Annotated in this window: 24 protein-coding genes and 1 pseudogene; 23 read left to right on the top strand and 2 right to left on the bottom strand. The window is 51.6% G+C overall.

Going from position 1 to position 24046, the window contains the following annotated elements; genetic code table 11:
• Positions 1 to 21 precede the first annotated feature (21 nt).
• The 21 genes from nuoE (at position 22) to waaA (ending at position 21867) form a co-directional block, all read left to right on the top strand.
• Positions 22 to 495, top strand: a complete 474-nt coding sequence (nuoE, locus tag ACFPVS_RS09370; RefSeq protein ID WP_123804643.1) for an NADH-quinone oxidoreductase subunit NuoE — start codon at positions 22 to 24, stop codon at positions 493 to 495.
• 744 nt (positions 496 to 1239) lie between these two features.
• Positions 1240 to 2535, top strand: a complete 1296-nt coding sequence (gene nuoF, locus ACFPVS_RS09365; RefSeq protein ID WP_378595711.1) for an NADH-quinone oxidoreductase subunit NuoF — start codon at positions 1240 to 1242, stop codon at positions 2533 to 2535.
• A 77-nt stretch (positions 2536 to 2612) separates the two neighbouring features.
• Positions 2613 to 2783, top strand: a complete 171-nt coding sequence (locus tag ACFPVS_RS09360) for a hypothetical protein (protein WP_378595710.1) — start codon at positions 2613 to 2615, stop codon at positions 2781 to 2783.
• Between the two features lie 10 nt (positions 2784 to 2793).
• Positions 2794 to 3627 carry a PD-(D/E)XK nuclease family protein gene (locus ACFPVS_RS09355; protein WP_378595709.1) on the top strand — a complete coding sequence of 278 codons (834 nt, stop codon included), beginning with the start codon at positions 2794 to 2796 and terminating at the stop codon, positions 3625 to 3627.
• 174 nt (positions 3628 to 3801) lie between these two features.
• The gene (gene nuoG, locus ACFPVS_RS09350; RefSeq protein ID WP_378595708.1) at positions 3802 to 6063 is read left to right on the top strand and encodes an NADH-quinone oxidoreductase subunit NuoG; all 2262 of its coding nucleotides are present in this window, start codon (positions 3802 to 3804) and stop codon (positions 6061 to 6063) included.
• Positions 6064 to 6065: 2 nt separating this feature from the next.
• Positions 6066 to 7142, top strand: a complete 1077-nt coding sequence (gene nuoH, locus ACFPVS_RS09345; protein WP_373754457.1) for an NADH-quinone oxidoreductase subunit NuoH — start codon at positions 6066 to 6068, stop codon at positions 7140 to 7142.
• Between the two features lie 118 nt (positions 7143 to 7260).
• Positions 7261 to 7740, top strand: a complete 480-nt coding sequence (gene nuoI / locus ACFPVS_RS09340; protein ID WP_123804638.1) for an NADH-quinone oxidoreductase subunit NuoI — start codon at positions 7261 to 7263, stop codon at positions 7738 to 7740.
• Positions 7741 to 7776: 36 nt separating this feature from the next.
• Positions 7777 to 8373: a toxin-antitoxin system YwqK family antitoxin gene (locus ACFPVS_RS09335; RefSeq protein ID WP_123804637.1), complete on the top strand. Its 597-nt coding sequence runs from the start codon at positions 7777 to 7779 to the stop codon at positions 8371 to 8373.
• Between the two features lie 111 nt (positions 8374 to 8484).
• Positions 8485 to 8772, top strand: coding sequence for a hypothetical protein (locus tag ACFPVS_RS09330; RefSeq protein ID WP_378595707.1), 288 nt, complete (start codon positions 8485 to 8487; stop codon positions 8770 to 8772).
• 218 nt (positions 8773 to 8990) lie between these two features.
• Positions 8991 to 9656: an NADH-quinone oxidoreductase subunit J gene (locus ACFPVS_RS09325; RefSeq protein ID WP_378595706.1), complete on the top strand. Its 666-nt coding sequence runs from the start codon at positions 8991 to 8993 to the stop codon at positions 9654 to 9656.
• The gene (gene nuoK / locus ACFPVS_RS09320) at positions 9653 to 9958 is read left to right on the top strand and encodes an NADH-quinone oxidoreductase subunit NuoK (protein ID WP_095503504.1); all 306 of its coding nucleotides are present in this window, start codon (positions 9653 to 9655) and stop codon (positions 9956 to 9958) included. The genes ACFPVS_RS09325 and nuoK overlap by 4 nt, the downstream gene beginning before the upstream one ends.
• Positions 9959 to 9989: 31 nt before the next feature.
• On the top strand, positions 9990 to 10535 hold the full coding sequence (gene fic, locus ACFPVS_RS09315; protein WP_378595705.1) for a protein adenylyltransferase Fic: 546 nt from the start codon (positions 9990 to 9992) through the stop codon (positions 10533 to 10535).
• 51 nt (positions 10536 to 10586) lie between these two features.
• A complete protein-coding gene (nuoL, locus tag ACFPVS_RS09310) occupies positions 10587 to 12611 on the top strand; it encodes an NADH-quinone oxidoreductase subunit L (RefSeq protein ID WP_378595704.1) in 2025 nt (674 codons plus the stop codon).
• 52 nt (positions 12612 to 12663) lie between these two features.
• Positions 12664 to 12804, top strand: coding sequence for a hypothetical protein (locus tag ACFPVS_RS09305; protein WP_158608770.1), 141 nt, complete (start codon positions 12664 to 12666; stop codon positions 12802 to 12804).
• A gap of 28 nt (positions 12805 to 12832) precedes the next feature.
• A complete protein-coding gene (locus ACFPVS_RS09300; RefSeq protein WP_378595703.1) occupies positions 12833 to 14332 on the top strand; it encodes an NADH-quinone oxidoreductase subunit M in 1500 nt (499 codons plus the stop codon).
• A 9-nt stretch (positions 14333 to 14341) separates the two neighbouring features.
• A complete protein-coding gene (gene nuoN / locus ACFPVS_RS09295) occupies positions 14342 to 15784 on the top strand; it encodes an NADH-quinone oxidoreductase subunit NuoN (RefSeq protein WP_123804632.1) in 1443 nt (480 codons plus the stop codon).
• 206 nt (positions 15785 to 15990) lie between these two features.
• Positions 15991 to 16290: a DUF2818 family protein gene (locus ACFPVS_RS09290; RefSeq protein WP_378595702.1), complete on the top strand. Its 300-nt coding sequence runs from the start codon at positions 15991 to 15993 to the stop codon at positions 16288 to 16290.
• Positions 16291 to 16458: 168 nt separating this feature from the next.
• On the top strand, positions 16459 to 17583 hold the full coding sequence (gene proB / locus ACFPVS_RS09285; protein ID WP_123804630.1) for a glutamate 5-kinase: 1125 nt from the start codon (positions 16459 to 16461) through the stop codon (positions 17581 to 17583).
• A 142-nt stretch (positions 17584 to 17725) separates the two neighbouring features.
• Positions 17726 to 19012 carry an FAD-binding domain-containing protein gene (locus tag ACFPVS_RS09280; protein ID WP_123804629.1) on the top strand — a complete coding sequence of 429 codons (1287 nt, stop codon included), beginning with the start codon at positions 17726 to 17728 and terminating at the stop codon, positions 19010 to 19012.
• 122 nt (positions 19013 to 19134) lie between these two features.
• A complete protein-coding gene (locus ACFPVS_RS09275; RefSeq protein WP_123804628.1) occupies positions 19135 to 20331 on the top strand; it encodes an FUSC family protein in 1197 nt (398 codons plus the stop codon).
• 255 nt (positions 20332 to 20586) lie between these two features.
• On the top strand, positions 20587 to 21867 hold the full coding sequence (gene waaA / locus ACFPVS_RS09270; protein WP_378595701.1) for a lipid IV(A) 3-deoxy-D-manno-octulosonic acid transferase: 1281 nt from the start codon (positions 20587 to 20589) through the stop codon (positions 21865 to 21867).
• Positions 21868 to 21981: 114 nt separating this feature from the next.
• On the opposite strand, the gene ACFPVS_RS09265 is transcribed toward waaA, so the two are convergent.
• Positions 21982 to 22188, bottom strand: coding sequence for a glycine zipper 2TM domain-containing protein (locus ACFPVS_RS09265; protein WP_123804626.1), 207 nt, complete (start codon positions 22186 to 22188; stop codon positions 21982 to 21984).
• Positions 22189 to 22374: 186 nt separating this feature from the next.
• Here ACFPVS_RS09265 and ACFPVS_RS09260 point away from each other — a divergent pair, with 186 nt between their 5' ends.
• Positions 22375 to 22824, top strand: coding sequence for a CopD family copper resistance protein (locus ACFPVS_RS09260; protein ID WP_123804625.1), 450 nt, complete (start codon positions 22375 to 22377; stop codon positions 22822 to 22824).
• Positions 22825 to 22934: 110 nt separating this feature from the next.
• Positions 22935 to 23927 (top strand): TerC family protein, encoded by a 993-nt coding sequence (locus ACFPVS_RS09255; protein WP_378595700.1) that lies wholly within the window; start codon positions 22935 to 22937, stop codon positions 23925 to 23927.
• A 29-nt stretch (positions 23928 to 23956) separates the two neighbouring features.
• On the opposite strand, the pseudogene ACFPVS_RS09250 reads toward ACFPVS_RS09255, so the two are convergent.
• Positions 23957 to 24046 (bottom strand): annotated as a pseudogene (locus ACFPVS_RS09250) (IS1595 family transposase); the annotation flags it as partial.

Here is a 24046-nt window from a genome sequence, read left to right as displayed (position 1 = left end):
TAAAAACTAGGATTACAAACCATGTTATCCCCGCAATCCCTGCAACAGATAGACACCGAGTTAGCCAAATACCCGGCCGACCAACGCCGCAGCGCGATAATGGGCGCATTGCGTATTGCACAGGCTGAAAAAGGCTATCTTGCCCCCGAAACCATTGCCTACGTTGCCGACTATATCGGTATTACTGCTGCACAAGCCTATGAAGTGGCCACGTTCTACAACATGTATAACCTGGAGCCTGTGGGCAAATACAAACTCACCGTCTGCACCAACCTGCCCTGCGCCCTGCGCGGCGGCATCGATGCCGGCGAATACCTGAAACAGAAGCTCGGCATCGGCTACGGTGAGACTACCGCAGATGGAAAATTTACATTACTGGAAGGCGAGTGTATGGGCGCGTGCGGCGACGCTCCCGTCATGCTGGTCAATAACCACAAAATGTGCAGCTTTATGGACGCGGAAGCGATTGAGAAGAAATTGGCGGAATTGCAGTAAGGCCGTCTGAAAAGCCGATAAATATAGACAACTTTCCCGGGCAGGCTGACACGAATAAAATTTGTTGAACATGGTAAGCGGTTAATCCGATTTGTATGAAATCATCAATAGTGTGCGTACAAGAATATTGGAACAGTAGGCGAAGAAGTGCAATACGGAGGTATCCTGTTTGCCGCACCTGAACCGTTTTGCGGCATTTTTGTTTATCAGCAACATATATCTGTGGAATTTAGTCATGATGCCGGGACAGCAGCCCCACACGGTTTATTAGCAGGAAAAGGCAAAGGCCGCCGTCATTTGAAATGACACAGGCTTGAAGGCATATGAAGAAGCATTTAACGGATTACTTATCATTGGCGTAAAAAGCAGCAGAATAAAATGCCGGCCTAAAAGAACAAGCGCAGGTTGATTTTTGAGCGGGCAAAACCGTTATTTGCCAATTGAAATGATAAAATTTCAGGCTGCTTAATTTAAAAGGGCAGGATGTAAACCCACTGGCAAAAATTTCAGACGGCCTGTTAAGGCTGTTTGGAAACACAAGGCAGCTTGGGTTGCAAACCCAACACTAGCTGATACAGAAGGCTGCCTGAAAAGGCCGTCTGAAAACGTTTCAGGCAGCCTGAAATGAAAAAACAAACCGTAAAAAATATCAGCAACCCGAACATTACCAGAACAAAAAGGCCGTCTGAATTATTTACCTTTCAGGCAGCCCCAACCGAAGCAAACCCAAAATAGGCAAACCAAATGGCTATTTACCAATCAGGCGTAATCTTTGAATGCGTGGACACACGCGCCCCCGACTGCTGGACGCTCGCGGCCTACCAGTCGCGCGGCGGCTACCAAGCCCTGCGCCGTATTTTGACCCAGCCGATGACGCAAAACGAAATCATCGAAGAAGTGAAAATCTCCGCCCTGCGTGGCCGTGGTGGTGCAGGTTTCCCGACCGGTTTGAAGTGGAGCTTTATGCCCCGTTCGTTCCCCGGCGACAAATACGTGGTCTGCAACACCGACGAGGGCGAACCGGGCACATTCAAAGACCGCGACATCATCATGTTCAACCCGCACGCGCTGATTGAAGGCATGATTATTGCCGGTTTCGCCATGGGCTGTCCGGCCGGTTACAACTACATTCACGGCGAGATTTTCGAAGGCTACCAACGCTTTGAACAAGCCTTGGCCGAAGCGCGCGCCGCAGGCTTTTTGGGCAAAAACATCATGGGCTTGGGCTTCGATTTCGAACTCTTCGCCCACCACGGCTACGGCGCATACATCTGCGGCGAAGAAACCGCGCTGCTGGAAAGTTTGGAAGGCAAAAAAGGCCAGCCGCGCTTCAAACCGCCGTTCCCCGCATCGTTCGGTCTGTATGGCAAACCGACCACCGTCAACAACACCGAAACCTTCGCCTCCGTGCCGTTCATCATCCGTGACGGCGGTAAAGCCTTTGCCGACAAAGGCGTTGCCGGTGCGGGCGGCACCAAATTATTCTGCATTTCCGGCCACATCGAACGCCCGGGCAATTACGAAGTGCCGCTGGGCACGCCGTTTGCCGACGTATTGGCGATGGCCGGAGGGATGCGCCACGGCAAAAAACTCAAAGCCGTGATTCCCGGCGGCTCGTCTGCCCCAGTCTTACCGGCCGACATTATGATGCAGACCAACTTGGATTACGACTCAATTGCCAAAGCAGGCTCCATGCTCGGTTCCGGCGCGATTATCGTGATGGATGAAGACGTGTGCATGGTCAAAGCCTTGGAGCGTTTGGCCTATTTCTACTTCGAAGAATCCTGCGGCCAATGCACCCCCTGCCGCGAAGGCACCGGCTGGCTCTACCGCATCATCCACCGCATCGCCAACGGCAAAGGCCGCATGGAAGACTTGGCACTGCTCGATTCCATCGGCGGCAACATGATGGGCCGCACCATCTGCGCACTCGCCGACGCGGCTGTGTTCCCTGTGAAGAGTTTTACCCAGCATTTCCGCGATGAATTTGTGCATTATATTGAGCATGGGAAGCCGATGAAGGCGCATAAGTGGTGTTGAGTTTCAGACGGCCTTGGGGCTGAACAGGCCGTCTGAAAAAATAAAATAAAAAAATTCATTATAGGAAAACTGAAGAGATGACAAACAATAAACCGAATATTTTTAATATTGCCACTAAAGAACTGAGCCAAGACGCTTTTATTACATGGTTACTTTTATTTGGTAATGTTGAGTTAGAAGCGGATTATGTCGAACTGAATAAGTGCAGCCGTGAATTGTACCACGTTATTGAGGAAACAATATCCTGATTTTGACAGCATGATTACTTCCGTAGAAGCGAAGCGGCAGCATCAAAATATTGATATTTGGGTATTAATTAACCAATGTTACCGTTTGATTATTGAAGACAAAACCAATACAGGGACACACAATAACCAATTGAAACGCTACCGTGAGATTGCAGAAAAAGATTGCCATAAACATAACTATGCCAATCCGGTGTGTATTTATTTGAAAACAGGTAATCAAAGTTTGGGTAGCTTGGAAAATGTTAAACAAGATGGTTTCTATACATTTTTGCGGCAAGACTTTTTAGAAATTTTAGAAAAATACAGTCATATTCAAAACGATATTTTTCAGGATTTTTTAGCGCGTTTGCGTATGCTTGAAGATAAAAATGAAGCATTTAAAGACAAAGAAATCGGCCAATGGGCTAAGTATGATTGGCAAGGTTTTTTTGGTTTTTTAGAAAACGAACGATTGGGTGAAGAAGAAAGACTGCTGAAAAAATGGGCTTATGCAGCTAATGCCGCAGGTGGATTATGGTGGGGCATTTTGAAATCTTATCCGTCTGTTTACTTACAGATTGAAAGCAAAGGTGGGAAGCTGTGTTTCAAAATAAGAGATGAAAATAAGCAATCTCATACTGCCAAGACCTATTTCGCTTTTTTATCAAAAAAGGCACAAGAGAAAGGTTTTATTCTTCACAAACCAAAAAGATTCGGGTCAGGTAAAACCATGACCGCTGCTGTTATCGCTTGCGAAGATTGGCTTGGCAATAAAGAAGATAAGTTAAATCCTGAAGATGTGGTATTGAGATTAAGGCAGGTTATTGCCTTTTTTGAAGAAACTGCCCAGCAATTCAGCAAGTAGCTTGGGTCAAGGCCCAACACTTTTTGAAACGCAAAAACCTTGTCGGGTTTCCGCCCAAGTTACCCGTATGAATACCTAAAAAAGCCGTCTGAAACCCCAATCCCAACCTTTCAGACGGCCTGAGCGCTAAGAAAAAATTTTTAATCCAAAGAATAAAGTAACTAGGAAACAGCCATGTTACAAATCGAAATCGACGGCAAACACCTGACGGTGGAGCAGGGCACGACGGTGATTGAAGCCGCCAACCGGCTCGGAACGTATATTCCGCATTTTTGCTACCACAAGAAATTGTCCATCGCCGCCAACTGCCGCATGTGTTTGGTCGAAGTGGAAAAATCCAACAAGCCGCTGCCTGCCTGTGCCACGCCGGTGACCGACGGCATGGTGGTGCGCACGCATTCGCCTTTGGCCAAAACCGCGCAAGCCGGAGTGATGGAGTTTTTGCTGATCAACCACCCGCTGGATTGCCCGACGTGCGACCAAGGCGGCGAATGTCAGTTGCAGGATTTGGCCGTGGGCTACGGCAAACCGGCCAGCCGCTACACCGAAGAAAAACGCGCGGTGGTCGGCAAAGACATGGGGCCGTTGGTTTCCGCCGAAGAAATGAGCCGTTGCATCCATTGCACCCGCTGCGTGCGTTTCACCGAAGAAATCGCCGGTGTGCAGGAAATCGCCATGGCCGGCCGCGGTGAGCATTCGGAAATCATGCCGTTTATCGGCAAGGTGATTGAAACCGAATTATCGGGGAACGTGATTGATTTGTGTCCGGTCGGCGCGTTGACCAGTAAGCCGTTCCGTTTCGATTCGCGCACATGGGAACTCAACCGCCGCAAATCGGTGTCGGCGCATGACGCGCTCGGTTCCAACCTGATTGTGCAAACCAAAGACCACACCGTGCGCCGCGTGCTGCCGTTGGAAAATGAAGCCATCAACGAATGCTGGCTGTCCGACCGTGACCGTTTCGCCTATGAGGGTTTGTATCACAAAAGCCGTTTGAAAAACCCGAAAATCAAACAGGGCGGCGAATGGGTCGATGTCGACTGGAAAACCGCGCTGGAGTATGTGCGTAATGCGGTAGAATGCATCGCCAAAGACGGCCATGCCGACCAGGTGGGCATTTGGGCGAATCCGATGAACACGGTCGAAGAATTGTATTTAACCAAAAAACTGGCTGAAGGCTTAGGCATCCGCCACATCGATACCCGTCTGCAACGCCAAGACAACCGCGTTTCAGACGGCCTGTCGGGCGCGCAATGGTTGGGTCAGAGCATTCAATCGCTGGCAGAAAACGGCGCGGTATTGGTGGTGGGGGCAAACCTGCGCCAAGAGCAGCCGCTGTTGACCGCGCGTTTGCGCCGTGCCACGCATGGCCGCATGAAATTGAGCATATTGGCCGGCCGAAAAGAAACGCTGCACATGCCTTTGTTTGCCCAAGAAGCGGTGCATCCGAATGAATGGGCCGGCCGTCTGAACGAATGGGCGCAAGACTTGGATCAAGACGTGGCCGCCAGCCTGTCGAATGCCGACCAAGCCGCGATTATTTTGGGCGCGGAAGCGCAAAACCATCCTGATTACCCTGCTATTTACGCCGCCGCGCAACGTCTGGCTGAAGCCACCGATGCCACTTTGGGTATCCTGCCGCAAGCCGCCAACAGCGTGGGTGCGGCCGCATTGAACGTTAACCGAGGTGACAGCATTCAAGCCATGATTCGCCAGCCGAAGCAGGCGGTATTGCTGATGAATGTCGAGCCTGAAATCGATGTGGCCAACGGTGCGCAAGCCGTGGCCGCGTTGAAACAGGCCAAGAGCGTGATGGCGTTTACGCCGTTTGTCAGTGAAACTTTGCTCGATGTGTGCGACGTGTTGCTGCCGATTGCGCCGTTTACCGAAACTTCGGGCAGCTTCGTCAATATGGAAGGCCGTTTGCAGTCGTTCCACGGCGTGGTGCAGGGCTTCGGTGATTCTCGTCCGTTGTGGAAAGTGTTGCGTGTGTTGGGTAATCTGTTTGACGTGAAGGGCTTTGATTACCACGGCAGCGAAGAGATTTTGCAAGCCGCGCTCAATCAGGAAATCGTGTCGGTGCAACTGAATAACCGTACTACTTTTGATGGCGAAGCCGTTCAGACGGCCTCGAATCAATTGGTGCGCATCGGCGGTGTCGGTTTGTATCACACCGATGCCATTGTGCGCCGCAGCGCGCCGTTGCAGGCAACCAGCCATGCGGCGGTACCGGCCGCGTGTGTGCATCCGAATACCTTGGCGGCCTTGAATCTTTCAGACGGCCAGCAAGTCGTGGCCAAACACGGCGGCGTGGGTGTAAATGTGGTGGTCGTGGCCGATGCGGCCTTGCCGGAATATGTGGTGCATCTGCCGCTGCACAGCGACAACGCGGCCTTGGGGGCGATGATGAATGCGATTGAATTGGCGGGGGCGTAAACATGCAAGAATGGTTCCAATCCCTGTTTGCCGTGACCTTAGGTTGGGGCGACATCGGCCTGAGCGTCGGTTTGGTGGTGTCGGTGATTTTGAAAATCGTGATTATCCTGATTCCGCTGATTCTCACCGTGGCCTATCTGACCTATTTCGAGCGTAAAGTCATCGGCTTTATGCAGCTGCGCGTCGGCCCCAACGTGACCGGCCCGTGGGGCTTGATTCAGCCGTTTGCCGACGTGTTCAAGCTGTTGTTTAAAGAAGTGACGCGCCCGAAACTATCGAACAAAGCCTTGTTCTACATCGGCCCCATGCTCTCGCTCGCGCCCGCTTTTGCGGCATGGGCGGTGATTCCGTTTTCCGAAGAATGGGTGCTCACCCATGTCAACGCGGGCTTGCTGTTTATTTTGATGATTACTTCGCTGTCGGTGTATGGCGTGATTATCGCCGGTTGGGCGTCGAACTCAAAATACTCGTTTTTGGGTGCGATGCGCTCGTCGGCGCAAACCATTTCCTACGAAATCGCCATGAGTGCCGCGCTGGTGTGTGTGGTGATGGTGTCGGGCAGCATGAATTTTGCCGACATCGTGGCCGCGCAGGCCACAGGCATCGCCGGTGGTTCGGTGTTGTCATGGAACTGGCTGGCTTTGTTTCCGGTGTTTATCGTGTATCTGATTTCCGCCGTGGCCGAAACCAACCGCGCGCCGTTTGACGTGGCGGAAGGCGAATCGGAAATCGTGGCCGGTTTCCACGTCGAATATTCCGGCTTCGCGTTTGCCTTGTTCTTCTTGGCCGAATACATTTTCATGATCCTGATTGCCGCCCTGACCGCGCTGATGTTTCTCGGCGGCTGGCTGTCGCCGTTCCCGCAAAGCTGGGGCTGGGTCGGCACACCGAGCGCGTTTTGGATGTTTGCCAAAATGGCGTTTGTGCTTTACGGCTACTTGTGGATTCGCGCCACTTTCCCGCGCTACCGCTACGACCAAATCATGCGCTTGGGCTGGAAAGTTCTGATTCCGATTGGCTTTTTGTGCATCGTGTTACTCGGCGGCTGGATGATTTCGCCGTTGAGTTTGTGGAAATAAAATGGTGGGTTGATCCCCACACTACAGAATTGAAACATATTGTTCAGACGGCCTGAAAGAATAGGCCGTCTGAAACCGAAATTGAACAAATAGAGAACCCGATTCAAAGGGAACACCAATGGCAAACCTAGTTAAAACTTTCTTGCTCGGCGAACTGGCCAAAGGCATGGGCGTGACGCTCAAAAACTTTTTCGCCCGCAAAGACACGATATATTTCCCCGAGGAAAAAACGCCGCAATCGGTGCGTTTCCGCGGCTTACACGCCCAACGCCGTTATCCCAACGGCGAAGAGCGCTGCATTGCCTGCAAGCTGTGCGAAGCGGTGTGTCCGGCGATGGCGATCAACATCGAATCGGAAGAACGCGCCGACGGCACGCGCCGCACCACGCGTTACGACATCGATTTGACCAAGTGCATTTTCTGCGGTTTCTGCGAAGAAGCCTGCCCGACCGATGCCATTGTCGAAACACATATTTTCGAATACCACGGCGAGAAAAAAGGCGATTTGTACATGACCAAACCGATTTTGCTGGCCATCGGCGACAAATACGAAGCCGAAATCGCCAAGCGCAAAGCGGCGGATGCGCCGTATCGTTGAGGCCGTCTGAAAAACGGATGTGTAGGTCGGGCATTGATGGCCGACGGGAAACTAAAATTTAAAATTCAAAGGAGTAAGATGATGAAAAAGCTAACCATTGCGTTAACTGCAACCGCAGCTTTGCTGCTCAACGGCTGTTTTTTCGTACAACAAATTCATGACAAAGTGTATGAAGATTGTTTCATGCATCCTGAAGCCTTTAAACTCATACCTCAATCCCACCAGCAGCAAATTGCCAAAAAATGCGGCTGGCAACCGGCACTCAAGCAACCGGCTAAACCATCCAGGCTCGTTAATACTACGAGGCTTTGTAACGAAATTGTCCCCGCACCGCCGACCCAAAACAAAACCAACGGCGTTATCACACAAAAACTGGATCTGCCGCAGAATCTCACGTTGAAATACAACATAGTGAACGGCAAAGTGCCTGAACTAAAAATATTTTATCCAAGCGGCGTAACGGAAACCCATACGCGTTTTGCCAACGGTAAAGCAGAGGGCTGGTCGGAAGGGTTTTTCCCGTCAGGCAAAGTGCGTACCCGGTTTTTTTATCAAAACGGCAAAGCCAAGCGCTATGAAATTTATGACGAGAGCGGAAAATTGGTTGAAAAACAAGAATTGAATTGCCGGTAATACTTTTCTGGCCAATTACCAGCCTCAGAAAACCGTCGGGAGATAAACCATGAACCAAGCCGTCAGCGATTTGCAAGCCCTAATTCTCGCCATGCAGCCTGTTCAGCATGAGTGCGCATACTTGCCACGCTGCCGGAAGGCAGAGCGCTGACGGTTGCGGAAATCTACGCCGGTATGCGCGAAGCGGAAGGTCTGTCGGTGATGGAAGAAGAAACTGCGCGCAAATACGGTTTGCAAAATGCTTTCCGCGCCGCATGGATTACCTTGAACGTACATTCCGACCTTGCCGCCGTCGGGCTGGCCGCCTTTTCCTCCGTACTCGGCCGCGCCGGAATCAGATGCAACGTTGTTGCCGGACATTGCCACGACCGCATATTCGTGCCGCACGAACAGGCCTAAGCCTCAATGGAAACGCTGCAAAACTTGCAACGAGGTGGTTAGGGTGTAAGACAGTTGGACTTCCTGAGAGTCTGTTTGAATGTTTCGGGCAGTCTGAACTAAGCCGCCAGCAGTAAGATAGAAATACAGGGCGCATGAACCGGCGTTTGTTTCAGATGGCATCAAGGCCGTCTGAAAACCCCGAATAAAGATTAAAAAGACAACTGAGAAAGAGTGCTATGACCTTCTCCCTAATCATGTTTTACGTTTTGGCCGCCATCATCCTGTTTGGCGCACTCAAAACCGTAACCGCCAAAAACCCCGTTCACGCCGCGCTGTATCTGGTGCTGACTTTCTGCGTGAGTGCGATGATGTGGATGCTGATGCAGGCCGAGTTTTTGGGATTGACGCTGGTAGTGGTATATGTCGGCGCGGTGATGGTGTTGTTCCTGTTCGTCGTGATGATGCTGAATATCGACGTCGAAGAAATGCGCAAAGGCTTTTGGCGCCACGCGCCGGTGGCCGGTGTGGCCGGCGTGTTGCTGGCGGTGGCTTTGATTCTGATTTTGATGAACCCGAAAACCGATTTGGCATCATTCGGCCTGATGCAAGATGTGCCGGCCGATTACGACAATATCCGCGATTTGGGCCGCCAGATTTACACCACTTATCTGCTGCCGTTTGAATTGGCGGCGGTGCTGTTGTTGCTGGGCATGGTGGCGGCGATTGCCTTGGTGCACCGCAAAACCACCAATCCGAAATACATCAACCCTGCCGACCAAGTGAAAGTGACCGCTGACGAAAGCCGTATGCGTTTGGTAAAAATGGATGCGGTCAAACCGAGTCCGAAACCGGAAGAAACTGTTTCAGACGGCCAGTCATCAGAAAGCGAGGGTAAAGCATGATTACCTTGACGCATTATTTGGTGCTCGGTGCGCTGCTCTTCGGCATCAGCGCGATGGGCATTTTCATGAACCGCAAAAATGTATTGGTGTTGCTGATGTCGATTGAATTGATGCTGCTGGCGGTGAATTTCAACTTTATCGCGTTTTCACAGCATTTAGGCGATACCGCAGGGCAGATTTTCGTGTTTTTCGTGTTGACCGTGGCTGCCGCAGAATCAGCCATCGGCTTGGCGATTATGGTGCTGGTGTACCGCAACCGACAAACCATCAATGTGGCCGATTTGGATAAACTGAAAGGCTGATTTTCAGGCCGTCTGAAAACGGAATAGAACCATGAAATCAATCGACGAAAAAAGTTTACAACATGCTTACCGCCTGTTTGACAGCGGCGACATTGATAAAATGGAAGTCGGCACCACCCGCGGCTTGCAGCAGATTCATGCTTATTTGTTTGACGGTTTATATGATTTTGCCGGTGAAATCCGCGAGCTGAATATTTCCAAAGGCGGTTTCCGCTTTGCCAATGCGCTGTATTTGAAAGAAGCCTTGGCCAAAATTGAAACGATGCCGGAAAACACTTTTGAAGACATCATCGCCAAATATGTGGAAATGAACATCGCCCATCCGTTTTTGGAGGGCAACGGCAGAAGCACACGCATTTGGTTGGATTTGGTGCTGAAGAAAAACCTGAAGAAAGTCGTGGATTGGCAGCATGTCGACAAAACCCTGTATTTACAGGCGATGGAGCGCAGCCCTGTCAACGATTTGGAATTGCGCTTCTTATTGCAGGCGAATTTAACCGAAGATGTCGACAACTGCGAGATGATTTTCAAAGGCATCGAGCAATCTTATTACTACGAAGGTTATCAGAAGGGCTGAAAGGCCGTCTGAAAAAGCAGAAACATTTTTTAAATTAAAAGGTTCATTTCTATGAACGACATGACTTTATATTTGATGATTGCCTTGTTGCCGCTGGCAGGCAGTCTGTTGGCGGGCTTGTTCGGCAATAAAATCGGCCGTGCCGGTGCGCATACGGTGACCATTCTCGGCGTGGCGGTGTCGGTGCTGTTGTCGGCTTATGTGTTGTGGGGCTTTATCAGCGGCACGCGCGCGAAGTTTGATGAGAATGTCTATACCTGGCTCACTATGGGCGGCTTGGATTTTTCGGTCGGCTTCTTGGTCGATTCGCTGACGGCAATGATGATGGTGGTGGTGACGTTTGTGTCGCTGATGGTGCATATCTATACCATCGGCTATATGCACGATGAAAAAGTCGGCTACCAACGCTTTTTCAGCTATATTTCGCTGTTTACCTTCAGCATGCTGATGCTGGTGATGTCGAACAACTTTATCCAGCTTTTCTTCGGCTGGGAAGCGGTAGGTTTGGTGTCTTACCTGCTGATCGGTTTCTATTTCAAACGCGACAGCGCGATTTTCGCCAACTTGAAAGCCTTTCTGGTCAACCGTGTCGGCGATTTCGGTTTTTTGCTCGGTATCGGCTTGGTGTTGGCTTATTTCGGCGGCAGTTTGCGGTATCAAGATGTGTTTGCCTATCTGCCGCAGATTCAGACGGCCACGATTCAGCTTTTTTCCGGTGTGGAATGGAGCCTGATTACCGTTACCTGTCTGTTGCTGTTTGTCGGCGCGATGGGTAAATCGGCGCAGTTTCCGCTGCATGTGTGGCTGCCCGATTCGATGGAAGGCCCGACGCCGATTTCCGCGCTGATTCACGCGGCCACGATGGTGACGGCGGGCTTGTTTATGGTGTCGCGCATGTCGCCGATGTATGAATTGAGTACCACAGCCTTGAGCTTCATCATGGTGACCGGTGCGATTACGGCGCTGTTTATGGGCTTTTTGGGCACGATTCAAAACGACATCAAGCGTGTGGTGGCGTATTCGACCCTGTCGCAACTGGGCTATATGACCGTGGCTTTGGGCGCGTCGGCCTATTCGGTGGCGATGTTCCACGTGATGACGCACGCGTTTTTCAAAGCCTTGTTGTTCTTGGCGGCGGGCAGCGCGATTATCGGCATGCACCACAACCAAGACATACGCCACATGGGCAATCTGAAAAAATACATGCCGATTACGTGGATCACCATGCTGCTGGGCAACTTGGCCTTGATCGGGACGCCGTTTTTCTCCGGCTTCTATTCCAAAGATTCGATTATCGAAGCGGCCAAATACAGCACCATTCCGGGCAGCGGTTTTGCCTATTTTGCGGTGCTGGCCAGCGTGTTTGTGACCGCGTTTTACGCGTTCCGCCAATATTTTATGGTGTTCCACGGCAAAGAAAAATGGCGTGAAATCGAACACCATCATTCAGATGGCCACGACGGGCATCATCACGGCTTGGGTAAAAACGACAATCCGCACGAAAGCCCGTGGGTGGTGACCTTGCCGCTGATTTTGCTGGCCATTCCGTCGGTGGTGATTGGTTATATCGCGATTGAGCCTATGCTGTATGGCGATTTCTTCAAAGACGTGATTTACGTCAACCATGAAGCGCATCCGACCATGCAGGTGATGGGCGAACATTTCCACGGCGCATTGGCCATGGTGGCGCACAGCTTCCAAACGCCGGTGCTGTATCTGGCAATCGCAGGCGTGTTAACGGCTTGGTTCCTTTATGTGAAAGCACCGCATCTGCCGGCCAAAATCGCCGCCACATTCAGCCCGATTTACAAACTGCTGGATAACAAATACTTCCTCGACACGATTTACTACAACGTGTTCGCCAAAGGCAGCCGCGCATTGGGCAATTTCTTCTGGAAAGTCGGCGACGTGGCGATTATCGACAACGGTATCGTCAACAATTCCGCCAAAGTGGTGGGCGCAGTCGCCGCGCAAGTGCGCAAAATGCAGACCGGCTTTATCTACAGCTACGCCGCCGCGATGGTGTTCGGCGTGTTGGTGCTGCTGGGACTGACTTTCTGGCGTTTGTTTATGTAGCAGGTTTTCAGACGGCCTTGGATTAGGTTGAGGCCGTCTGAAAGAGGAATCATTGAGCGATGCAGCAATCTTCCCCTTCTACCGCCGGAATGTAAGGGGTTGGGTTGGTAAAGGACTATTAGGCCGTCTGAACATTGAAACCAAAGACATCGCCATTGTTCAGACGGCCTCAGATAAAACCGTAGCTGTTTAAATTAAACTAAAAACCACAGGAAAAAAACATGTTTTCCAACCACTTACTCAGCCTGGCCATATGGGTGCCGATTGCCGCGGGCTTGCTGGTATTGGCCACGGGCAAGGATAAGCGTGCGCCTTTGGCGCGTATCATCGCGTTTGCCGGTGCTTTGGCCGGATTCTTGGTCACGCTGCCGTTGTTTACCGGATTCGACCGTTTGAGCGCTGGTTATCAGTTCACCGAGTTTTATCAGTGGATTCCGCTCTTGAAAGTGAATTACGCGCTGGGTGTGGACGGGATTTCGGTGCTGTTTGTCATTTTGAACGCGTTCATCACGCTGATGGTGGTCGTGGCCGGTTGGGAAGTGATTCAGAAGCGCACGGCGCAGTATATGGCGGCGTTTCTCATCATGAGCGGCCTGATTAACGGGGCGTTTGCGGCGCAGGATGCGTTGTTGTTTTATGTGTTTTTCGAAGGCATGCTGATTCCGCTGTATCTGATTATCGGCGTGTGGGGCGGGCCGCGCCGCGTGTATGCGTCGGTGAAGCTGTTTCTCTATACGCTGATGGGTTCGCTGCTGATGCTGGTGGCGCTGGTGTATTTGTCGTATCAGGCGGGCGGCAGCTTTTCAATTGTGGAATTGCAAAACATCAAACAGATTCCGCTGACGGTGCAGCAATTGCTGTTCGGCGCGTTTTTCCTGTCTTTTGCGGTGAAAGTGCCGATGTTCCCGGTGCACACCTGGCTGCCGGATGCCCACGTTGAAGCGCCGACCGGCGGCTCGATGGTGTTGGCGGCGATTACGCTGAAGCTGGGTGCGTATGGCTTTTTGCGCTTTGTTTTGCCGATTGTGCCCGATGCCGCGCGCTTTTTTGCGCCGGTGATGATAGTGTTGAGCCTGATTGCGGTGATTTACATCGGTATGGTGGCTTTGGTGCAGACCGACATGAAAAAGCTGGTGGCGTACTCTTCCATCAGCCACATGGGTTTCGTGACGCTGGGTATGTTTTTGTTTGTGGAAGGCAGTCTGAATGATTGGGCGCTGAAGGGTGCGATTATTCAGATGATTTCACACGGTTTTGTGTCGGCGGCGATGTTTATGTGTATCGGTGTGATGTATGACCGCCTGCACACGCGCAATATTGCCGATTACGGCGGCGTGGTGAACGTGATGCCGAAATTTGCCGCGTTTATGATGCTGTTCGGCATGGCGAACGCGGGTTTGCCGGCCACTTCAGGCTTTGTCGGTGAATTTATGGTGATTATGGGTGCGGTGGAAACCAATTTCTGGATTGGCGCACTCGCTGCCTTGACGCTGATTTACGGCGCATCTTACACCTTATGGATGTATAAACGCGTGATTTTCGGCGAGATTCATAATCCGCAGGTGGCGGAAATGAAAGACATCAATTGCCGCGAGTTTGCCGTATTGGCGGTATTGGCGGTGGTCGTGTTGGGCATGGGTTTGTATCCGCAAGCCTTTATCGAAGTGGTGCATCAGGCGGCCAACGACCTGATTACGCAAGTCGCGCAAAGCAAGATTTGAGGTGTGTGAATGAACTGGACTGATTTGAATTTACTTCCTGCCATGCCTGAAATCGTTTTGCTGGCGGTGTTGTGCGTGGTGTTGCTGGCCGATTTGTGGATCAGCGATGACAAGCGTTTTCTTACCCACACCATGAGCTTGGCCGGCATGGTGATTGTGACACTGGTGCAATTGGCGGTGTGGGAAAAAGGCAGCACGTCTTCTTTTCACGGCATGTATATTGCCGACGGCATGTCGCGGTTGGCCAAACTCACGCTCTACGGCCTGACGGCGGGTCTGTTTATTTACAGCAAACCTTACAATGAGGCGCGCGCGCTGTTGAAAGGAGAGTTTTACACGCTGTCGATGTTTGCGCTGTTGGGCATGAGCGTGATGATTAGTGCCGGTCATTTTCTGACGGCCTATATCGGTTTGGAGCTATTGTCGCTGTCTCTGTATGCCATGATTGCATTGCGTCGCGATTCCGCCGCTTCCGCTGAAGCCGCACTGAAATATTTCGTGCTCGGCGCCTTGGCTTCGGGTCTGCTGCTCTACGGTATTTCCATGGTCTACGGCGCGGCCGGTTCGCTGGAGTTTGCCAGCGTATTGGCCACGGCGTTTAACGAAGAAGCCAACGATTGGCTGCTGAAATTGGGCTTGGTGTTTATCGTGGTGGCGATTGCGTTCAAACTCGGCGCCGTACCGTTTCATATGTGGGTACCCGACGTGTACCACGGTGCGCCGACTTCGGTGACCGCCTTTGTCGGCACCGCCCCGAAAATCGCCGCCGTGGTGTTTGCCTTCCGTATTTTGGTAACCGGTTTGGGCACCAATTTTGAAGATTGGTCGCAAATGCTGGCGATTTTGGCGGTGGCATCGCTGTTGGTCGGTAATTTGGCCGCCATCATGCAAACCAACATCAAGCGTATGTTGGCCTATTCGACCATCTCGCACATGGGCTTTATCCTGCTGGCCTTTATGGCAGGTGCGGTAGGTTTTGCGGCGGGTTTGTACTACGCGATTACCTATGCCGTGATGAGCGCGGTGGGCTTCGGCGTATTGATGGTCTTGTCTAACGAAACCATCGAATGCGAAGACATCAAAGATTTGGCCGGCTTAAACCAACGCCACGCTTGGTATTCATTCTTGATGCTGCTGTGTATGTTCTCGATGGCCGGTATTCCGCCGCTGATGGGCTTTTACGCCAAATTCGCCGTGATTAAAGCGCTGTTGTTGCAAGGCTATGCCGGCTTGTCGGTGTTTGCCGTCATCATGAGTTTGATCGGTGCGTTTTATTACCTGCGTGTGGTGAAAACCATTTATTTCGACGAAGCCGATCACGACCAACCTGTCGGCGGCAACTACGCGGTGAAATTCGTGCTGACCGTTAACGCCTTGCTGCTGCTATTGTGGGGTATCATGCCGCAAACCGTTATCGACTGGTGTGCCGCGGCATTGAATAATACGTTGTAAACGACGAAGAAAAGTAACGGCAACCTGCAAAAGGTTGCCGTTTTTTGTTAAGATAGCAGGTGTGTTGTTCAGACGGACTGATGGTGTTTTGAGGCCGTCTGAAAAACGTTGGGCTTAAACCCAATCACAACCCCGCATAAACCAAAAAGATTTTTTTCAGACGGCCTCAAAACACCATCAGTCCGTCTGAAACCCGAAAGACCAAAATGACCGCATCCATGTACATCCTGTTGCTGTTGGCACTGATTTTCGCCAACGCACCTTTTTTAACTAATAAGCTCTTGGGCGTGATTCCCGTGGCCCAAAAGCATTTCGGCCACCACCTGCTGGAGCTGTTTATCGGCTTCGGCATCACCGCTGCACTGGCTTATCTGCTCGAATCGCGTGCCGGTGCCGTGCATCCGCAGGAATGGGAATTTTATGCCATAACCGTGTGCCTGTATTTGATTTTCGCATTCCCTTGTTTCGTATGGCGTTATTTTTGGAACGCACGCAACGTTCAATAATGTTTCAGACGGCCTAGAACATTTCAATGCCGTCTGAAACTGCCGCCGCCCCTGTAACCTGTCCCCTCCCCATGAGGGTTAGGGAGAAGGGGAACAGAAAACATACAGCCCCCGATATTTTTCAGCTGACTGAAACCATTGCAAAACTTAGCCTGAAGTGAATCTACCATGACCATCCGAAACCTGTCGCAAGCCAAACTGATTGTCGTCAAAGTCGGCTCCAGCCTTGTTACCGCCGAGGGCAAAGGCATCGACCAAATCGCGCTCAACCGTTGGGCGACGCAGATTGCCGAATTGAAAGCCAAAGGCGTGCAGGTCATTTTTGTCTCCAGCGGCGCTATTGCCGAGGGCATCAAGCGTTTGGGCTGGGCGAAGCGCCCTACCGCCATCAACGAATTGCAGGCGGCAGCAGCGGTGGGCCAAATGGGTATTGCTCAGGCTTACGAATATGCTTTTGCCTACCACGGCATCCAAACCGCGCAAGTGTTGCTGACACATGAAGATTTGAGCAACCGCACCCGCTATCTCAATGCCCGCAGCACCTTGCTGACCTTGGTCGAAAAAAGCATTGTGCCGATTATCAACGAAAACGACACCGTTACCACCGATGAAATCAAACTCGGCGACAACGATACTTTGGGTGCGCTGGTGACCAACTTGGTCGACGCCGATGCGCTGGTGATTCTCACCGACCAAAGCGGTTTATACGGCAGCGACCCGCGCAAAAATCCGCACGCCAAATTTATCCATCAAATCGAAGCCGACCATCCCGAACTCGAAGCCATGGCCGGCGGCGCAGGCAGCAGCGTCGGCACCGGCGGTATGTTTACCAAAGTCACCGCCGCCAAACGCGCAGCCTTGAGCGGCGCAGCCACCGTAGTCGCCAGCGGCCGCGAGCCGAATGTTTTGGTGCGACTGCAACAAGGCGAATCCATCGGCACGCTGTTCACCAGTACCTACAGCCGCGTTGCCGCCCGCAAACAATGGCTGCTCGGCCACATCCAAACCGCCGGTAAAATCACCGTCGACAGCGGTGCCGCGCGAGCCGTGGCCGAAAAACACGCCAGCCTGCTGCCCGTCGGCTGCATTGGCGTGCAAGGCCATTTTCACCGTGGCGAACTGGTGGCCGTCATCGATCAAAACGGCCAAGAAATCGCCTGCGGTTTAATCAATTACAGCAGCGACGAAACCGCTAAAATCCTGCAAACCGATTCGCATCATATCCATGACAAACTCGGTTATGCACAGGAAGAAGAGCTGATTCACCGTGACAATATGGCTTTGCGCCGATAGGGAATATCGAAGGTCCCAGGCCATCTGAAAGGTATGGATTGTGTGCCTTTCAGACGGCCTTTTGTTTCGTTAAATCAATCTATTATTCAATAAAACCGAATTCTGCTAAAATCAGTTTTCTTGATTTCAGACGGCCTAAGCTATGCAAAAAATCACCTTGATTTGGTTTCGCCGCAATTTACGTCTGTCCGATAACGCCGTGCTGCAGCACGCTGTGGCGCGTGGTTTGCCGCTGGCAGCAATGTATGCGTGGCAGCGGCCGTCTGAAAGTGTGAATCCGCGCCAAACGGCGTTTCATCATCAGGCGGCGGCAGAGTTGTCGGCGAAATTGTCGGCCAAAGGTGTGCCATTGTTTTCCGTACAGGGGAATGTGGCGGAAGCTGTGCCGGATTTGGCCACACGTTTGAATGCGCAAAGCGTGTTGGCCGACGAAGCTTACACGCCGTCTGAAACCGAGTGCGACAACCGCATTTGGCGGCTATTGGACGCGCAAGGCATTGCTTTTGAACGGTTCAATGACCGCACCGTCTTTGCCAAGGCCGACATCATGAGCGAACACGGCCGCCCATATCTTGAATTTGTCCCGTATAAACAGGCTTGGCTCCATGCTTTTAAGCAGCAGATTGTCGGACAAAGGCCGTCTGAACAGCCCGATATTCCGTTTCAGACGGCCTTTGCCGATTTACCGCCGTTTCCCGAAATTGAACCGGCCGCATTGATGCTGCAAGGTGGCGAACAGGCGGCTTGGCGGCAATGGCGGCAGTTTGTACCGCAATTGGGCGTGTATCCCTTGTTAAAAGATTTCCCCGCCAAAAAAGCCACGTCGCAATTGGGTGCGTATTTGTCCGCCGGCTGCATTTCGCCGCGGGCGTTGGCCGCAGAAGCCGCTGCACGCGGTGCGCATGATTGGCTGCAGAATCTGATTCGGCGCGATTTTTATCAGCAATGGCTGTTTCATTATCCCGAAGCGGCGCGGCAGATTGATGAGGATGCCGCTTTCAATGCCGATTTTTTCTGCCGTTGGGCGCAAGGCGAAACCGGTTTTCCGCTCATCGATGCCGCCATGCGTTATTTGCAGCGCAGCGGTTGGTTGCCACCGGTATTGCGGCAGGCGGCCGCGCAGTTTTGGTGCGTGACCTTGCAACAGCCTTGGCAGCACGGTGCGCGCTGGTTTGCGCACAATCAGTCGGACGATGAGGCTGCCGTCAATCTCGGCAACTGGCAAACAGCCGCCGGATTGCTGTCGCTGCACGCCCCGCGTGTGCTGCATCCGACTGTCGCCGCGCAGCAGTTTGACCCCGACGGCACGTTTATCCGCCGTCATCTGCCCGAGCTCGCCCACCTGCCCAAAGACGTGATTCACGCGCCGTGGCTGGCGCGTGGTGATGTCGATAGCCATGGTTATCCGCTGCCGATGGTGGAGATTTGAACCGTATTGATTACTGATTGAAAAGGCCGTCTGAAAAATAAAAAGATCGAAAATCGATGCTTTTTCAGACGGCCTGGATGATTCTATTTTAAAAACAATAAACCCTTTAAACCTCAACATTTATGCGCCCCTTCACATTCAAAAAACCGTCTTTCTTCAAAACTTCCGCCTTCTCACGCCGCCGTACCTCCGAGCGTGCGCACTTTGTCGAAAGCTGGCTCAATTCTTATGAACGCTACCGTTACCGCCGCCTGATTCACGCCGTGCGTTTAGGGTTGGCGGTGGTGTTCGCCACACTGCTGGCGCGTTTGCCGCAAGTCGAACACGGCGAATGGATCGGCATGACGGTCTTTATCGTATTGGGTATGCTGCAGTTTCAGGGCGCGATTTATTCCAAGGCGGTGGAGCGGATGCTCGGCACGGTCATCGGTTTGGGCGTGGGTTTGAGCGTATTGTGGCTGAACCAGCATTATTTTCACGGCGGCATATTGTTTTATGTGGCGGTAGGTTTGCTGAGCGCGCTGTCGGGCTGGGCGGCGGTCGGTAAAAACGGCTACATGCCCATGCTGGTCGGCTTGACCATGTGTATGCTGATTGGCGACAGTAGTATGGATTGGCTCGACAGCGGCGTGACGCGTGCGTTGAATGTGTTGATCGGCGCATTGATTGCAATAGGCGCGGCCAAATTGTTGCCTTTGCGTTCAACTTTGATGTGGCGCTTTATGTTGGCGGATAATCTGACCGAATGCAGCCGCATCATCTCTGAAGTCAGCAACGGCCAACACATGACGCGTGAGCGTTTGGAACAAAACCGCGTCAAAATGAAGCAGATTAACGCGCGTTTGGTAAAAAGCCGCAGCCATCTTGATGCCATGTCGGGCGAGAGCCATATCGGTAAACCAATGATGGAATCGATGCAGTTGGCGCACCGCAAAATCGTCAACAGCACCGAATTGCTGCTGACCACTTCTGCCAAACTGCAGCAGCCGCAAACCAGTGAAGACGAAGCCAAACTCATCAGCCGCCAGTTTGCCCAGTTGCAGCGCGAATTGCGTTTGACCGTGCGCCTGATTAAAGGACATTACGCACGCCGCATTCGCTTTGGCAACGCCGCGAATCCCGAATTGGAAAAGCTGGCGCAGAATTTGCCCTTTGATTGGCAGGGCTTTTTATGGTTGGGGGCAAATGCCCGTAATGAAGTCGCCGGCTTGGTGATTTTGCTGCAGCGCACCCGCCGCCGCTGGCTGGATGGCCATGAACTGCAACGTTTGCGCACTTATTTGCTGGAGGGCAGGGCGGGCGAAGTTGCAGAAGAGTAGGCCGAGGCCTTTCAAATCCCTATTTTGGGCACATTTTTTCATTGTGTGCTGCTCGAAAGCTTGCCTGTCTTCATAATATGTCTGCGCTTTGTGTACTGCTACAACTTTGAGCTGCACTCAAATCCAGGGTTTTGCAAAGGTCTCAGGCTGTTTGAAAGCCGAATATTCAGGTTTTCAGACAGCCTGAGTTTCGCATTTGCACTTAAAATAAGCTAGAATGGGCAAAGAACCGCGACACCCTCAAAGCAGAAATAGATGATAAACCGTTGGCTTTACAAACAACTTTGGAAAACCGCGCCGCCGCTGATCCGCCGTTATCTGAAAAAACGTGCCGCCAAATCGCCCGCTTATTTGGATAATTGGGACGAACGCTTCGGCGCGCCATTGCCCGATCCCGTGCACCAGCCGATTTGGATACACGCCGTGTCGGTGGGTGAAACCCGTGCCGCGCTGCCGTTGGTTACCGCCTTGCGCCGTTATTTTGCTGATGCACCGCTGCTGTTGACGCAGATGACGCCGACCGGCCGCGCCGCCGCCGAAGAATTGTTCCCTGATGCGCAATGCCGCTATCTGCCGTATGACAAGCCGGAATGGATTGAGCAGTTTTTGAGCGAACACAAGCCGCGGTTTGGTGTGTTGATGGAAACCGAAATCTGGCCGAATCTGATTTACGGCTGTGCCGAGCAGGGTGTGCCGCTGTTTTTGGCAAACGCGCGTTTGTCGGAAAAATCGCAAAACGGTTATTTGAAAATCCGCCGGCTGGTCGCGCCTGCCATGCAGACTTTGAGCGGCTGCTTTGCCCAAACTGCCGCCGATGCCGAGCGCTTGCACTTAATCGGCGCATCGAATGTGCATGTTTGCGGCAATACCAAATACGATATCACGCCGCCGGAAGGCATGCGCGCTTTGGCCGCCGCGTTTAAAGAACGCATCGGTAATCGGCCGGTGGTGTTGTGCGCCAGTACGCGCGCGCACAAAGGCACTGATGAAGCCGGATTATTATTGAAAGCATGGCAGCAATATCAAGGCGATGCGCTGCTGGTAATCGTGCCGCGCCATCCCGAGCGTTTTCAGACGGCCTTTGATGCCGCAGCCGGCTTAGGCTTTACGGTACAAAAACGCAGCGACAATGAATTGGTGTCGCCGCACACGCAAGTCTGGATTGGCGACAGCATGGGAGAATTGTTTGCCTATTATTTAAGTGCGGATGTGGCTTTTGTCGGCGGCAGCTTGGTCGATACCGGCTGTCAAAACATCATCGAACCGATTGCCTGCGGCGTGCCGACTTTGTTCGGGCCGTCTACTTATAATTTTGCCGCCGCGTGCAATTTGGCGGTCAAAGCCGGTGCGGCGCAACAGGTCAAGAGTGCGGAAGAGTGGTTGCAAGCTGCCGCCGCGTGTTTGAATGATGCGAAAGTGGGCAATCGTTTGAGAGGCAATGCCGAAGCGTTTGTGTCGGCACATCGCGGTGCGAGCGATCGTATGGCCTATGAAATCGGCAAAATGATTTTGAAATATAGAAATATTGCGCTTTAAGAAAGACGATACGCAAGAAATTGAACCGTTGGGCGAATAGTTTTCCGCATGAGAAAAGGCCGTCTGAAACCAACTGGAGAAAGGTTTCAGACGGCCTTTGTGGTGTTTGTCCGGTTAACGGTTTACTTGGCTGCCGATTACGCCGCCCAAGGCTGCACCGCCCAAAGTAGAAGCTGTATCGCCGCCCAACAAGTTACCGGCCACGCCACCGACAACGGCGCCGGTTGCGGTGTTGCGTTGAGAAGTAGACATGCCTGCACAAGCGCTCAAAGAAGCCGCAACGGCAATCAGGGCAACGGTTTTGGTGATGATTGATTTCATAAAAGTCTCCAATCCAAAAGGATTTATGTTGTTTGGTATAGTCAGTCTAGTATGGCACAAACTTGGTTTAATAATATCTTATAAAAGTAAAGACTCTTTAAACTAAGAAAATTTTTTTATGCGTGGCACTTCTTTTGCGGCGGGTGTACACTATGACGGCAATTTTAAAAGGATAGAGAATCAGCGATGAGTATTTATGCGGTGGCACACATTGTGCATTTGTTTTGCGCGATTGCTTTTGTCGGCGGTGTGTTTTTTGAGATGTTGGTGTTGTCGGTCATGCACACCAAACGCGTCTCACGCGAGGCGCGGCGTGAAGTGGAAAAGGCGATGTCGTATCGTGCCGTGCGGGTAATGCCGCCGGTAGTGATTGTGTTGTTTTTATCCGGCTTGGTGATGGTGTTTGAACGCTATGTGCCGGTGTTCCATCAACCGTTTGCCTCGTCTTTCGGTGCGATGCTGTTTCTCAAAGTTTTGCTGGCGTTTAGCGTGTTGCTGCATTTTGCCGTCGCCGTAGTGAAAATGGCGCGGGGCACGTTAACCGTGGGCTGGTCGAAATATATTCATGTTGTGGTGTTTGCCCATATGCTGCTGATTGTGTTTTTAGCCAAAGCGATGTTCTATTTTAATTGGTAATATTGATTTAGCAACAACAGATTAAATGATGTTAACGAAATTTGTTGGTAGTTTTTCAGACGGCATGTCAGAATGCCGTCTGAAAAAATAAATTCTTAAGGGTTATACAGATGACAGATCATCCTTCGGTCGGTACGCCGTTGTTTTACGGTGTCTTTTTTATTGTCGTGTTGGTCATGATTGCCATCGATATGCTGTCGCTGAAAAAAAACGGCGCACATAAAGTCAGTGTCAGGGAAGCCTTGGCTTGGTCATGTGTTTGGGTGGCGGTATCCTGCGGTTTCGCCTTATGGCTGTATTTCGAGCTTGCCGGCAATCCGGCTTACGGCGCAGTAGTAGCAAAAGAAAAAGTTTTAGAATTTTTTACCGGCTATGTGCTGGAAAAATCTCTGGCGGTGGACAATATTTTCGTCTTTCTGATGATTTTCAGCTATTTCAAAGTGCCGCCGCAATTCCAACACCGCGTGCTGCTTTACGGCGTGCTCGGTGCGATCGTGCTGCGTGCAATCATGATTTTTGTCGGCGCGGTTTTGGTGCAGCAGTTTGAATGGATTCTGTACCTATTCGGCGCATTTTTGCTCTACACCGGTCTGCACATGATTAAAACCTGCGGCGGCGATGACGAGGGTGGGGATTTGTCGCAAAACAAACTGCTCAATTGGCTGAACAAACATGTGCCGGTCAGTCACGAATTAAACGGCGAAAAATTCTTTACGATAGAAAACGGCAAACGCATCGCTACGCCGCTATTTCTGGTGCTGATTATGGTTGAGTTAAGCGACGTGATTTTTGCGGTAGACAGTATTCCTGCTGTGTTTGCCGTGACTACCGACCCGTTTATCGTGTTAACGTCCAACATTTTTGCAATTCTGGGTTTGCGTGCGATGTATTTCCTGCTTGCCGATGTTGCCGATCGCTTCATTTTCCTGAAATACGGTTTGGCCTTTGTGTTGAGCTTTATCGGCGTAAAAATGTTGATTATGCACTGGATTCATATTCCGATTTCGATTTCGCTGTCGGTGGTGTTCGGTGCGCTGGGTACATCAATTCTGACTTCGCTGATTTATAGCCGTCATCTTGATAAGCAACAAGGTAAACTGTAAAACATAAAAAAAGGGGCTGTATTAGATAACTAGAATAAATTCTGCTTTACTAATTGTTTTAAAATGGAACAAGAGACTTTATCTCACTGTGGTTAAAACGCCATTCACATTCCTTCAAA

It is taken from the genome of Neisseria weixii, from assembly GCF_042658245.1.
In the GTDB taxonomy this organism is placed as follows: Bacteria; Pseudomonadota; Gammaproteobacteria; order Burkholderiales; family Neisseriaceae; genus Neisseria; species Neisseria weixii.
The sequence above is the reverse complement of the archived record's forward strand: the minus strand, read 5'-3'. Positions and strand labels throughout refer to the sequence as shown.